Consider the following 13,636-nt stretch of genomic DNA (forward strand, 5'->3'; position numbering starts at 1 on the left):
TCCGTGTTTTTATCCATTGCTGCTATCCTGTAGAGTTCTGAAAGGCTTTTTTCTTCATACTTATACAAGGTCTCTGCCGCCCTCAACCCCTGGATTCTGATGGTTGGATTTGGATCTTCTGTAAATTTTTTGACCAAATCAGACTTTAACTCTCCAAATCCTTCCAAAGTCCATAGCGCATGGATTCTTGCAAGTTCGTTTGGAGAGCTTTCTGCCATGGTGATAAGATCAGGTACAATGGATTTGTCTTGATTGAGGATAAGGGTTTGTTGCGCCATATCCCGCCACCATCCGTTTGGATGCTCCAAATGCCTGATCAATTCCTTTGCGGACTCTTCATACATCCTTGGTTTTTGGGTATTTCTTGGCATGCCTTCATAGGAAAGTCTCCAAATCCGGCCATTACCGATGATATCATCCATCTGATATTGTTGGATTTTTGTCCGTAGGTAGCTTCCTTCCTGTGTCCATTCACCTTCCTGAATAATTCCTCGATAAAGATCCACGATATAAAGGGTCCCATCCGGGGCAGTTGCCATATCCACAGGCCTAAACAAAGGGTCAGTGGATTGGATAAATTCAGAACCCTCTTTCTCATACTTGTTTTGTAAATAGGACAAGCCTTCCACGTTTTCTGTCTCAACCCTTCTTACGATTCTGCCCACAGGTTCACCATATATATAATCTCCCACCAGATCTTTAGGCAGTCGGTCTCCTCTGAATACATCATTTCCGGCAGCTCCGGTTACATTTGATAAAGAACCATCAGGTTTTGCTTCCTGCATACCCGGCTGAAAATCTTCCAAGCCAACAAGACTGTAAGGAACCCGAAATCCTTCTTTAAGAGCTCCTTTTACCTGAAAATTTCCATAGACTATCGGAAACTGAAATCCTTGTGGAACACCTCCTGCGCCATCCTGGAAAAAAAGCTTGCCATAATTGTCCTGTGTTACTCCCCATTGACCCCATGGATTTCCACTCTCTTCCTGTATCACACCTGTTGGTGTCCACCGGATCCGCTTATTGTTGTAAGTACTGTACATCCAATTATCCAAAGCCCAAGTCAGAAAGCTGATCTGATGTTCGACATTACCCGACCTGCCTAAGCCGGATGCGAAAAGTTCTTTTTTGTCGGCCTTGCCATCTAGGTTTGTATCTGTATATCTATACACATGGTCTTCATTGGATTCCATGGACAAAATGCTGTTAGGCCCAAAAGGAACCACAAACCTTGGAAATACCAAGCTGTCCAAAAAGACCGTGCCGGTTTCATAAACCCCGTCGTTATCCGAATCCTCCCAACGCGAGATTTGTGAGGTAGGCAACAGTTCTCCTGTGGCATCCAAGTCCTGCATATATGACCTGAGTTCTAGCACATACATCCTTCCATTTCCGTCAAATTGGATAGCAGCAGGTTCCCGGATCTGCGGTTCCGATAAGACAGGATCCATTCTATATCCTGGCTTTAGGACAAATGATTTCTTTTGTTCATTGGCAGAGACCGGGATGATTGGAGGTTTAGGACTAAGGTCTATGCCTTTCCAAATTTTTGATTCTAGATCTGCCCCTTCCGGAATGCTGATAATTGGATAGGGTTCAGTCAGACGCTTTGGATCCAAGGATTCAGCAGGAGAAACATCAAACGGCGATCTATCCGGTTTTTGACAGCCAAAAGAAAAACCAATCAGAAGAACACTTGAAACAATTATTTTTTTAAAATATCCCATAAATGCCAATCAAGAAAACAGTGAATTGTATTTGTAAAATCCTCATGAATCAATCCATTGAGAGGATTAACCACAATTTATCTCAAGTTATTCCAAGATTTGATAGATAACAACCCGAGATTTTAAATCCATTTATATCCATTAGAAATGTTAGAGGTAAAAATATTTGCTTTTTCTTAATTTTATGATTTTTTTCATAAAGTTATTTCAAGTTTCTTAAAAATTTCGATCAACCTATTTTCACTTATGATTTTCAAAACGATTTCTTCTTTTTCATTTTGTTTGGCTTTTATACTGCTGTTGGGATGTGAATCTAAAACCATCGAGGAAGAAGCTTCCGAAAACCAAAAAACGGCAGTGATGGCATACTATGTGCCTGAGAAGGATTATAAACCCGAGTTGGTTCCTGTTGAAAAATTGACCCACATCATTTTTTCTTTTACCAAAGTAATTGATGGGGAAATGAAATTCAGCAAACCCGAAATTTTGGGACCTAAACTGGAAGCGTTGGTAAGACAAAAAGAGAGGAATCCGGGCCTAAAGGTAATGGTTGCCTGCGGAGGTTGGGGTGCCGATGGGTTTTCAGATATGGCTTTGACTGCCGAAAGCCGGGCAAAATTTATCCAAAGTACCAGAGATTTGATAGAAAAATACCAAGTTGACGGGATCGATATGGATTGGGAATACCCGGGGATATCGGGTGCAGGAACAAAAGCAAGGCCTGAGGATACCCATAACTTTACCCAACTGATGAAGGGGCTTAGGGAAATGCTTGATACTTTTGATAAACCTAAGATACTGACATTTGCTTCAGCAGGATGGGAGCGGTATTATGATTTTGTGGATGTAAATGAAGTCATGAAATACGCCGATTTTATGAATGTCATGACCTATGACCAGGTTTCAGGTGAGTCCATATATACGGGACACCACACACCTTTAGGCCATGTATCCAATGATGACATCAAAGGAACTCCTTTTCAGGCACATTTGGACAGTTTGTTTGAGGCAGGTAAAAGCCCTGACAAAGGACCCCGTTCGGTGGAGAAGATTGTCAGTTTTCTGATTCAGAAAGGGGTAAAACCCGAACAGATCATCATCGGAGCAGCTTTTTATGGTCGGGTGTGGAAAGGTGTTTCGCCAACAAATCAAGGTTTATACCAAAAGAGCAAGGGCATCCATATTGGTTGGCTGGCTTATAATCAAATCCGAAGCAGGTATGAATCTGACAGCAGTTTTCAACGGTTTTGGGATGAAAAGGCAAAAGCCCCTTACATGTACAATAGCTTGGATAGCCTGATGATTTCCTATGATGACACAGTCTCCGTAGCTCTCAAAACCCGATTTGCCATAAATAATAAACTTGGAGGCATTATGTTTTGGGAACTTGGAAATGACACCAAAGAGTCAGGCAGTCTTTTGGATGCCATCTTTGTCGAATCCCAAAAATAAATGGGTCAATGAAACGCCTCATTGCTTTTCCCTGTATTTATATTGCCCAATTAACCCACTTCATTTTGGAGTTTTCAACCTTCATAATCAACGGGTAGCATTTATTGCCACGACCAAGCCAGAATGGCTGAAATAACGAAAAGTTATTTTCATTTACCTTAAACAAAGAAAAGGTAAAGGCAGCTCGAAATCCTAGTTAAGGAAGTAGTGAGTCTTGGTATGTAAAGTTGGATTTTTGAAAATATAATGTTGGCCATCCCGGAGTAAAAAGGGTCTGAAAAGATCTTTTATTCCTCGGGATGGTTTAATAAATTTTGCCTGATATCTGTTCAAAGCTTTTTCAGAACCCAAGATTTTTTGAGTAGTCGTTTTATTTCGACTTTGATCAACCATTGCTATTGAAAAAGGCCTTATGGAATCATCAAGCAATTTAGCTTATAACTCCTCCCAAATCCTTTCAATCAACTGCTTGGTAAGCCTGATTCCTTCCGGTTCTGATTGCTGCAAGCCCTCATACTCAATATCGATATAAGCATCAAAACCTGATTCTTTTACAATACCAAGCATTTTTCGGTAATCTATCTTAGGCTGTTCCCCCTTTTCGTCAAAACTGTAAGACTTTGCACTCACCCCTTTGGCAAAAGGCAAAAGCGTCTTCACTCCCTCATACCGGTCAAAAACTTCTGTGCAATCATCAGCTTGGGTGCTGCCCCATTTTGCTGAAAGGCACCAATTCCCAAAGTCAGGCAAAGTACCGAGGTTGGGGGCTTTCAATTCTTCAATTATGCTTTTTATCCAAAAAGGATCCGAACTGTAGAGCCCGTGGTTTTCAATCAACACCTGAATATCAGATGAAGCAGCATAGGAGCAGAGTTTTCCAAGGCTTTGTACAATTGCTTTTTGGACATCTTCCTTGGCTCCATCTCCAAATGCATTTACACGGATAGAATGACATCCCAGGATTTTGGCGGCATCTACCCATTTGAAGTGGTTTTCAACCGCTTTTTGGCTTTCGGCTTGATTAGGATTACCCAAATCACCCTCTTCATCCACCATGATCAAGAGATTTTTGACGCCTTGGTCTTGGGATTTTTGGAGCATTTCCTTCCAAAAAGAAGTATCGGAACCCTTTTCCCTGTAGAATCCATTCACATACTCTACAGCTTCCAGTCCAAAATCACTTTTGGTAATCTTGGCAAAGTCATTGGGATTCAGTTCCCCGCTTTGAAAAGCGCGGTGAAGGGACCATTGGGCCAAAGACAAGCGGAGCAGTTTGGTAGGTTCCGGCGTATCCACGGTAGCGGTTTGTGTGGGGCGGTTGCAAGACCAAAGGGACGGGGCAGCCAAACTGACTGCCGCGCCAAGACCAATTTTTTTCAAAGTGTCACGTCTTTGCATGGTTACTTGCCAGAATAGGTGATCTTATAAATACAATTTGCCATATCGTCTGATACCAACATGCTGCCATCCGGCATCTGAAGTACATCAACAGGCCTTCCCCAGACATCCTGCGAAGCATCATCGAGCCAACCTTCAGCAAAAACTTCCTGCTTGACTACGTTTTGATTTGCATCCAGGATAACTCTTGTCAGGTTATAGCCGGATTTTTTGCTTCTGTTCCAAGAGCCATGCTTCGCAAGGATGATGTTGTTTTTGTATGCAGCCGGAAATTGGTTGCCTGTATAAAACCGCATTCCCAAAGGAGCGGTATGGGCACCCAGCTTGGCTTTTGGAGCTGTATAGGCAGATTTGTCTTTTCCTTTGCTGCCAAACTCCGGATCTTTGACATCGCCTGCATGCCAATAGGGATATCCAAAGTGCATGCCTTTTTGAGGAGCACTGTTCAATTCGCAATCAGGAATGTCATCTCCCATCATGTCACGTCCATTGTCGGTAAACCACAAGTTCTTGCTAGTAGGATGCCAAGCGAAACCCACAGAATTTCTGATTCCTTTGGCAAAAATCTCAGGTTGGATGTTGTTTGATTTGACATCGATGCGGGTGATAGAAGCAAAGATTTCTTCTGACTCACAGATATTGCAGGGAGCACCTACAGGGACATAAAGCAAACCATCCGGGCCGAATGCGATGAATTTCCATCCATGATGGGCTTTGTCAGGGAACTTGTCATATACCACTTCGAAAACAGGTTTGTCCAAAGTTTTTTCAATATTCCTGAACCTCAAAATCCTGCTGACTTCCGCCACATAAAGGTCTCCGTCTTTAAATGCTACCCCGTTTGGCATCCGTAAACCTTCAGCAAGGGTATACTTTTTATCAGCCTTACCGTCCTTGTTGGTATCGACTAAGGCATAGACATTCTTGCCTTGTCTGTTGCCTACGAAAATAATGGTGCCGTCGGCATTCATAGCAAGTGAACGGGCGTCAGGAACATCTTCCGCCCAAACGCTGATTTTAAATCCTGCCGGCAGCTTGATTTTTTCTAATTGGATATAACTATTTTTTGTGCCTTGGCCATTGCATGACATGCTGATGATTGAGAGGCAGAGAATGATGATTATTTTGCGCATGTTGGTTTTGGTTTTTTTTTAACCATCCAAGGGTTCAAAACTGTTGGAGGGTTTTTGGATTACAACCTACAAGTTATCGAAAAATAAAAGTCTTGTCACTCTCTCAGTAATATTTGGCGTGAAATCATTTATAAACGGGAGTTTGGTTATTTTTGCAGCATGTTATCAATTAATAATCTCTCTTACTTTATCGGAGGCCGGGCGCTTTACGAAAGCGCAGCTCTTCATATCAAACCTAAAGACAAAATCGGATTGGTCGGGCTCAACGGTACCGGCAAGTCAACTTTGCTCAAAATCATCAATGGCGATATCCAACCAAGTGCAGGTGAAGTCCAAAAAGCAAAAGATTGTACAATCGGTTTTTTGAATCAGGACTTGCTTTCTTACCAATCAGAAGACAGTATTTTGGATGTGGCTTTGGAGGCTTTCAAAGAGACTCTCCAGCTCGAACAAGAAATAGAAAAAGTGCTCCATCAGATGGAAACTGACCATTCTGACGAGATTATCAATAAGTTGGCGAGGCTTCAGGACCAATTTGAAGCCAACGAAGGCTATACCATTAAAGCCAAAGCCGAAGAGGTTTTGGAGGGAATCGGATTCAATACCAAAGATCTTGGCAGACCGCTCAAGACTTTTTCCGGAGGTTGGAGAATGAGGGTGATGTTAGCCAAGTTGCTTTTGGAAAAGCCATCGTTGCTGATGCTCGATGAACCTACCAACCACTTGGATCTGCCTTCCATCCAATGGGTGGAAAATTACCTCAAAAACTATGAAGGAGCTGTTGTCGTGGTTTCCCACGACCAGGACTTTTTGGACAATTGTGTCGATATCACCGTAGAGGTATCCAATGGATCGCTGACTTCCTATTCCGGAAATTATTCTTTCTACCAAGAGGAAAAGAAAGAAAGGATGGAAATCCAGCAAAACGCCTACGAAAACCAACAGCAGATGATCAAGCAGACGGAGCGTTTTATCGAGCGCTTCCGTGCCAAAGCCACCAAATCCAATCAGGTGCAATCCAGGATCAAAGCTTTGGACAGATTGGACCGGGTCAATGAAGTGGTGGATGACAATATTTCGGTGAATTTTAAATTCAAATTTTCCCAAAAGTCAGGTAGGGACGTGGTTGTTTTGGACCATGTTTCGAAAGCCTATGGGGACTTGGTGATATTGAAAGATACGACAGCAAGGATTGAAAGAGGGGATAAAATCGCTTTGATCGGAGCAAACGGAAAAGGTAAATCAACGCTTTTGCGAATCGTAGACGGTACAGAACCCATCAAAGGGAAGCGAGAACAAGGCCATAATGTCATCAAGTCGTTTTATGCCCAACACCAGTTGGAGGCATTGAATGTAGACAATGAAATCCTGCAGGAAATGGTACAGGCCGGATCCAAAAAGACCGAAACCGAACTCAGAAATGTTTTGGGTTGCTTTTTGTTTACCAATGAAGATGTATTCAAGAAAATCAAAGTCCTTTCCGGAGGAGAAAAATCCAGAGTTGCATTGGCCAAAACGATGATCTCAGAGGCCAACTTCCTGCTTTTGGATGAACCGACCAACCACCTTGACATCCAATCGGTGAATATTCTGATCCAGGCGATGGAACAATACGAAGGTACTTTCATTACCGTTTCTCACGACAGGCATTTTATCCGTGGTGTGGCCAATAAGATTTGGTATATCGAAGAAAACAAAATCAAAGAATATCCTGGAACTTATGATGAGTTTGTCTATTGGAAATCCCAACAGGTCGCTTCACCTACCGAAACCAAACAGGATTCAAAACCAAAACAGGATACCCGGAAAAAGGAATTGAGTATTTCGGAGGTGAATGAGGCCAAGAAAAACCTGAAGAAAAAAGAACAGGAACTTGCCTTGATTGAGGAGAAAATACTTCAAATAGAATCCAAAAAATCAGAGTTGGAGAAAAAAATGGCGGACCCGGATATATTTTCTGATTCCAAAAAAATCGAGGAAACCAATCAGGCCTACCAAAAACTCAAAAATCAGGAAAGCGATTTGAATCAAAATTGGGAGACTCTGGTAGAGGAAATCGGTTCTTTGCAGGAAGCGGCTTCTTTGGCATAATTTTTTATATTGATCAAAAAAAACATATCGCATGCGAAATCAGGTCGGATTTATCATTTTTCTTTTAGCTTTCAGCCAATCCCTTTTTGCTCAAAAAGTCTTTGAGGATAAGGTGTTTGAAGAGAATATTCAATCTGTTAGGTTATTTCCCGCTTCTCAGGAATACGAGGCACAGATGAGTTCTCCTGTGATGGAGTTGAACTCCGGAGCTCAAATGAACCTGACCTTTGATGACCTGGCCTATGATCCGGATATGTATTCGGCCAAAATCATCCATTGCAACTTTGACTGGACGCCTTCTGACCTGAAGGAGCCGGAGTATTTGGTTGATTTCAATGAGTTCAATATCCAGGATTTCAGTTATTCTATAAATACGAGAATTCCTTACCTCCATTACAATTTTCTATTGCCCCGAGTAACCAAATCCGGAAACTATGCAATCATGGTATATCGGGCAAGAGACCAAAAGCAGGTTGTTCTGACCAAAAGATTCATGGTTTACCAAAGAATCCTGGCTGTGGCTGCCAAAGTAGTACCACCAAGCCAATCAGAAAACAGGCGGGCTGTTCAGCAGATCAATGTCAATATTAATTACAAAGCCCGGGAGTTGTTTGATCCCAAAAACAACCTGAAAGTGATGATCCGCCAAAATCAGCGCTGGGACAATACCAAATTATTGAAAACTCCCACGATGATCCGGGAAGATATCAAAATGATAGAATACCAGCTTTTTGATGGCAGCAATGTGTTTTGGGCTGGGAATGAGTTCAGGTTTATTGACCTGAGATTTGTCAGGTCCAAAGGAATGAATGTCAAAGCCATCAAAATGGAAGAGGATGTTGTCTATGCAGAGGCCGGAATTGACAAACCTAGGCCTCAGGGTGTATATTCCGAATACCTTGACCTCAATGGCCAATATGGTGTGATGAACCTAGAGCGGAGGAATTATGAGCTGGAAAGTGAATACATGCTGGTGACTTTTAATCTTCAGGTCGAACTAGGCAATGAAGTCCCCTATATTATTGGATCGATGACTAAATGGGGAAATGATCCCACTTCAAAAATGGTTTACAATAAATCCACCAAAAACTTTGAAGCAACTTTGCTTTTGAAGCAGGGATGGTACGATTACCAATATGCTTATAAAACTCCTGAGGGTTGGAACATGACGCCATTTGAGGGAAATTATTTCGAAACAGAAAATGAGTACGAGGTATTTATCTATTTCAGAGATATGGGATCAAGGTATGACGAACTGATCAGCTACGTCAACCTCAATCCCAATAAAAGAAGACTCTAAAGAATTTTAAAATTCCCCTTACTCAAACTTCCCTTTCAAATACCCCAAAGCCATTCCATAGGCCTCAGCGGTGGCTTCACTGTCATATTTTGGATTAGAAGGATTCGAAAATCCATGGACTCCAGGGAAGATCTTGTATTCCAATTTTTTACCGGCCTTATCCATTGCAACAGCAAATTCTTCGATCACAGCTTTGGAAATATATTCTTCAGTAGCGAAAAGACCCAAAACATCCGAATTCAATGTTTTCAATTGCTCGACATCTCTCACAGGCATACCGTAATAGATGATGGATCCTACGTTTTGTTTGCCAAGCAAGAGTGCTGATTTCAAAGACCAACCTCCGCCGAAGCACCATCCGACATTGGCAATTTTCGCATCTTTTCCGGCAAAATCCTTGGCACCAAGCACGATCGTTTCCAGTCTCTTTTCGTCAGTACCTCTCATAAATCCTCCTGCTTCCTGAGGATTGGAAGTTACCTTACCATCATACATGTCGATGGCGATCACGTTCACATTTCCTCCCAAGTCATTGTAAAATTTGTCAGATTCAGCTTTGATTTGGTCGTTGAGACCCCACCATTCCTGATAGACAAAAAGCCAGTTATCAGTAGGGTTTTTAGCCTTGATAAGGTATCCGCTTGCTTTTTTTCCATCCGAGGTAGGGAAAGAGACCATTTCGCCCATTCCATCAAAATCAAATGGGATCGGTGAAGGATGGAAAGCCACAAATTTTGGATCGTCAAGAAATGCGATCATTTCAGATGGTCCGGTGTGGCAAATCGTGATTTCATTAGAAACACTGACTTTTTCCTTTTCAGATGCTTTCCATCCTAGCAGGCCGATAAGGATTAGATTGAGGTAGATGATGATTTTGTACATAGGGTTAGTTTTTTGGTTAGAACTGTTTAAAATAGATATTGTTAGCGGGGAATAAGAGATAAAAGATATCCGCCGCATTTTCAAAGAAATAGGAAAATCAAATTTAACCAATTTGGATTGGGAATATGACCAGTCAAACCTTTTTCTTTCCGATTACAATGCCACTTTTGGTTGGGAAAAAGGTCTGTGTTAAATTGAGAAAAATACCAAACAGCAGATACTTATGAGAAAGTTTTACTTCTTATGGGCAATAGTAGGTTTGATGACCTTCACTACTGCCTTTTCCCAAAGCATCCCAACTCCAAAAGAACATTTTGGTTTTGAGATCGGAGAGGATTACAAATTGGCTACCTATACAGCTACTGATGCTTATTTCAGAAAATTGGCAGCCCTATCAGACAGGGTGAAGTTCGTGGAAATCGGACCTACCGAAGAGGGAAGACAAATGCCGATGATGATCATCACCTCTCCTGAAAATCATAAAAAATTAGACCGTTATAAAGAAATCTCCCAACTCCTAGCCAGGGCTGAAATCACCGAGGAAGAAGCGAAGAGGCTTTCTGTGGAGGGTAAACCCGTCGTTTGGATAGACGGTGGACTCCACTCTACCGAGACAGTAGGTTCGCATCAACTAATCCCAACCTACTATGAATTGGTCAGTAGCAATGATCCTGAAATCCTCCGCTTCCTTGATGACCTGATAATCCTTATGGTGCAGGTCAACCCTGACGGACAAGAAATCGTCACCAACTGGTATATGGGCCCTTCTGACGTCGAGAAGAGAAATATGAACAGCCCTTACATGTACCAAAAATATGTTGGACATGACAACAACAGGGATTTTTTCATGATGAATATGAAGGAAACCACCAATACTTCATTGCAGCAATATGTGGAGTGGCTTCCTCAGATCATCTACAACCACCATCAGACTTCCCCTGCAGGAACCGTCGTCGCAGGACCTCCTTACAGAGATCCTTTCAACCATGTTTTTGATCCACTGATCATGACAAGTTTGGATGGTGTTGGTGCTGCCATGATCAACAGGCTCAATGTCGAAGGAAGACCTGGCTATACCCGGCTTGGCGGTTCGGTGTTTTCTTCTTGGTGGAACGGTGGCTTACGTACCACTCCATACTTTCATAACATGATCGGAATCCTTACAGAAATCACCGGAAGTCCTACGCCTTCAGAGATTCCGTTGGTGCCTGAAAGATTGATTCCTACGCATGCTACTCCTTTTCCAATTGAGCCTCAGCCATGGAATTTCAAAAAATCAATCGACTATTCTGTTTCGCTGAACTTTGCGATTTTGGATTTTGCCAGCAGAAATAGCGATGCTGTCCTTTATAACATCTATAAGATGGGGAAAAACAGCATTGATAGAGGGAACATGGATTATTGGACCAAATATCCTAAGCGTTCTGCTGCTGTGCAGGCTGCTTTTGACAATGCCAAAGAAAGCAAAGCTTCCGATGATCCCGAAATGGCCTATTATGGCATGAGAAGCGGATTACCAAAGCAGTATTTCGATTCAGTTTTCAGAGATCCAAATCTCCGTGATCCAAGGGGATTTATCCTTCCTTCAGACCAAGCAGACTTTCCTACTGCTGTGAGATTTATCAATGCCCTGATCAAATCTGGTATTTTGGTTCATAAAGCAACAGCAGAATTTACAGTGAACGGTAAAAAATATCCAGCAGGATCCTATGTAGTAAAATCCTCTCAGGCATTCCGTCCACATGTCTTGGACATGTTTGAACCACAGGATCACCCCAATGATTTCGAATATCCCGGAGGTCCTCCAAAGCGTCCTTATGATGCTGCCGGCTGGACTTTGGCTTATCAAATGGGTGTCGAATTTGACAGGATACTCGAAGGTTTTGATGGTCCTTTTGAGAGAATCGCCTATGGAGAGATCCAAAACCCTCCTGCAATGAAAGTTCCGGGAGGTTCAGGATTTCTCATTGATTCCAGAGCAAATAACTCCTTTATAGCTGTCAATGATCTATTGAAATCAGGCGCTGAGGTATCGAGGACAACAACTTCAGTTTCCGGATTACCGGCAGGGAGTTTCTATGTTTCCGGAGGAAAAGCAGTCTTGGAAAATGCTGCCAAAGAATTTGGAGTGAAACTTGTCTCCAGCTCTAAACCTTCCGGAACAGTGAAGATCAAACCTGCCCGCATTGCCTTGTTTGACCACTATGGAGGTTCGATGCCTTCAGGTTGGGTGAGATGGATGATGGAGCAATACCATTTCCCTTTTCAGGTCATCTATCCACAGGATATTGACAAAGGAGATTTGAAAGCGAAATATGATGTTATATTATTTATCGGTGCAGGCGCTCCGGGCACGATAAGAAGCTGGGGCGGCATGCCAAAAGCTGAAGACATCGATGCGCAATACCACAAATTGCTCGGAAATGTGACCAAAGAAAAGTCAGTCCCTGAATTGAAGAAATTCATGGAAGCCGGCGGCAATGTGGTAGCTGTGGGGGCAAGTACTTCTTTGGCTTACGACCTAGGGATTCCTGTTTCCAATGCATTGTTGGAAAAACTTCCCGATGGTAGGGAAAGAACTTTGAGAGGGGATAAATATTACATTCCCGGAAGTATCCTCAAAGCACATCTTGATACCAACGCAGCTGCGAATTGGGGCATGGGAGAGTCAGCCAATGTAGTCTTCAACAACAGCCCGGTATTCAACCTTGCTCCGGATGCACTGATCAAAGGTGTAAAACCTTTGGCTTGGTTCGGAACAGAATCTCCGCTTGTATCAGGTTGGGCATGGGGACAGTCATACTTAAAAAATGGTGTTGTCGCTTTTGAAGCACCTATCGGAAAAGGTAAATTGGTGGCTTTTGGTCCGGAAATTACCTTCAGGGCGCAAGCGCACAACACGTTCAAACTGTTGTTCAATCAGCTTTACGTAAAATAGGTTTAAATACAAAAAACAAAGAAGGGGGACAGGTTTCAGACTCGTTCCCCTTCTTCATTTCAATTGTCCGATGTTTTTGACTCAGGTTGTTTAGAATGGGAAAGCCATTATTCAAGAAAATTGTTAAAAACCTGCCTGCTTTTGATTTATCCCAATAAGCTAAAGCGGTATACCAACAATATGCTTAAATTGAAGCTCCAATGATGCCAAAAAATAATGTGTTCGAGATCTGATAAAATAGTTGAATTTTCAAAAGAACCGTTTAACTGTATGAAACTTCAACTGATTTACTCTGAAAGTTCAAAAAGGATAAGGTTTAATTTGTCGGGAATTTGACACAAATGAAAAAACCAAACCGCGAAATTTAATAATAAAAACACCTTCACTTCATGAAATCCAATTTACTGCTTTCTCTTCTCCTGCTTTTTTCATGGGCATTTTTCCAATCCTGCAAGTCCGATTCCGTGGCCCAAAAAGTCGTAGACCGATCCATAGAAGCCCATGGAGGAAAGTTATTTGAATCAAGCAATATCAGTTTTGATTTCAGGGATAGGTATTATGAAATTTCCAAAAGCCCTTCAAGGTTCCAATATATCAGGGAATTCACTGATTCTACAGGTCTTGTTAGGGATGTACTCAACAATTCCGGATTTGTCAGAACAGTTAATGGTAAAGTCGTTACCCTTCCCGAAGACAGGATCAGGGCATTTTCCAA

General features: G+C 42.2%; 8 protein-coding genes and 1 pseudogene. 5 read left to right on the forward strand and 4 right to left on the reverse strand.

Features of this window, described 5'->3' with window-relative positions; translation table 11 throughout:
* Positions 1 to 1,727 (reverse strand): DUF7133 domain-containing protein (locus ACZFYI_RS06950; RefSeq protein ID WP_462523400.1); only part of this gene is annotated, 1,727 nt, incomplete at its 3' end.
* Positions 1,728 to 1,973: 246 nt separating this feature from the next.
* Here ACZFYI_RS06950 and ACZFYI_RS06955 point away from each other — a divergent pair.
* Positions 1,974 to 3,179, forward strand: a complete 1,206-nt coding sequence (locus tag ACZFYI_RS06955) for a glycoside hydrolase family 18 protein (protein ID WP_462523401.1) — start codon at positions 1,974 to 1,976, stop codon at positions 3,177 to 3,179.
* Positions 3,180 to 3,614: 435 nt separating this feature from the next.
* Here ACZFYI_RS06955 and ACZFYI_RS06960 read toward each other — a convergent pair whose 3' ends face one another.
* Complete coding sequence (locus ACZFYI_RS06960) at positions 3,615 to 4,577, reverse strand: sugar phosphate isomerase/epimerase family protein (RefSeq protein WP_462523402.1); 963 nt, start codon at positions 4,575 to 4,577, stop codon at positions 3,615 to 3,617.
* 2 nt (positions 4,578 to 4,579) lie between these two features.
* Positions 4,580 to 5,710 carry a PQQ-dependent sugar dehydrogenase gene (locus ACZFYI_RS06965; RefSeq protein WP_462523403.1) on the reverse strand — a complete coding sequence of 377 codons (1,131 nt, stop codon included), beginning with the start codon at positions 5,708 to 5,710 and terminating at the stop codon, positions 4,580 to 4,582.
* Between the two features lie 159 nt (positions 5,711 to 5,869).
* Here ACZFYI_RS06965 and ACZFYI_RS06970 point away from each other — a divergent pair, with 159 nt between their 5' ends.
* Both ACZFYI_RS06970 and ACZFYI_RS06975 read left to right on the forward strand, forming a co-directional pair.
* Positions 5,870 to 7,801 carry an ABC-F family ATP-binding cassette domain-containing protein gene (locus ACZFYI_RS06970; protein WP_462523404.1) on the forward strand — a complete coding sequence of 644 codons (1,932 nt, stop codon included), beginning with the start codon at positions 5,870 to 5,872 and terminating at the stop codon, positions 7,799 to 7,801.
* A 31-nt stretch (positions 7,802 to 7,832) separates the two neighbouring features.
* Entirely contained in the window at positions 7,833 to 9,101 is a 1,269-nt protein-coding gene (locus ACZFYI_RS06975) for a type IX secretion system plug protein (RefSeq protein WP_462523405.1), read from the forward strand.
* An 18-nt stretch (positions 9,102 to 9,119) separates the two neighbouring features.
* On the opposite strand, the gene ACZFYI_RS06980 is transcribed toward ACZFYI_RS06975, so the two are convergent.
* Positions 9,120 to 9,983, reverse strand: coding sequence for a dienelactone hydrolase family protein (locus tag ACZFYI_RS06980; RefSeq protein ID WP_462523406.1), 864 nt, complete (start codon positions 9,981 to 9,983; stop codon positions 9,120 to 9,122).
* Positions 9,984 to 10,206: 223 nt separating this feature from the next.
* Between ACZFYI_RS06980 and ACZFYI_RS06985 the strand changes: the two genes are divergently transcribed.
* Positions 10,207 to 12,921, forward strand: a complete 2,715-nt coding sequence (locus ACZFYI_RS06985) for a M14 family metallopeptidase (RefSeq protein WP_462523407.1) — start codon at positions 10,207 to 10,209, stop codon at positions 12,919 to 12,921.
* Positions 12,922 to 13,310: 389 nt separating this feature from the next.
* Positions 13,311 to 13,636: pseudogene (locus tag ACZFYI_RS06990) on the forward strand (DUF6503 family protein); the annotation flags it as partial.

Source organism: Aquiflexum sp. (assembly GCF_977115555.1).

What these genes read in the sequence shown, in the direction of transcription:
- ACZFYI_RS06955 (WP_462523401.1), top strand. Translation starts at nt 1,974, where the DNA reads ATGATTTTCAAAACGATTTCTTCTTTTTCATTTTGTTTGGCTTTTATA.
- ACZFYI_RS06960 (WP_462523402.1), bottom strand. Translation starts at nt 4,577, where the DNA reads ATGCAAAGACGTGACACTTTGAAAAAAATTGGTCTTGGCGCGGCAGTC.
- ACZFYI_RS06965 (WP_462523403.1), bottom strand. Translation starts at nt 5,710, where the DNA reads ATGCGCAAAATAATCATCATTCTCTGCCTCTCAATCATCAGCATGTCA.
- ACZFYI_RS06970 (WP_462523404.1), top strand. Translation starts at nt 5,870, where the DNA reads ATGTTATCAATTAATAATCTCTCTTACTTTATCGGAGGCCGGGCGCTT.
- ACZFYI_RS06975 (WP_462523405.1), top strand. Translation starts at nt 7,833, where the DNA reads ATGCGAAATCAGGTCGGATTTATCATTTTTCTTTTAGCTTTCAGCCAA.
- ACZFYI_RS06980 (WP_462523406.1), bottom strand. Translation starts at nt 9,983, where the DNA reads ATGTACAAAATCATCATCTACCTCAATCTAATCCTTATCGGCCTGCTA.
- ACZFYI_RS06985 (WP_462523407.1), top strand. Translation starts at nt 10,207, where the DNA reads ATGAGAAAGTTTTACTTCTTATGGGCAATAGTAGGTTTGATGACCTTC.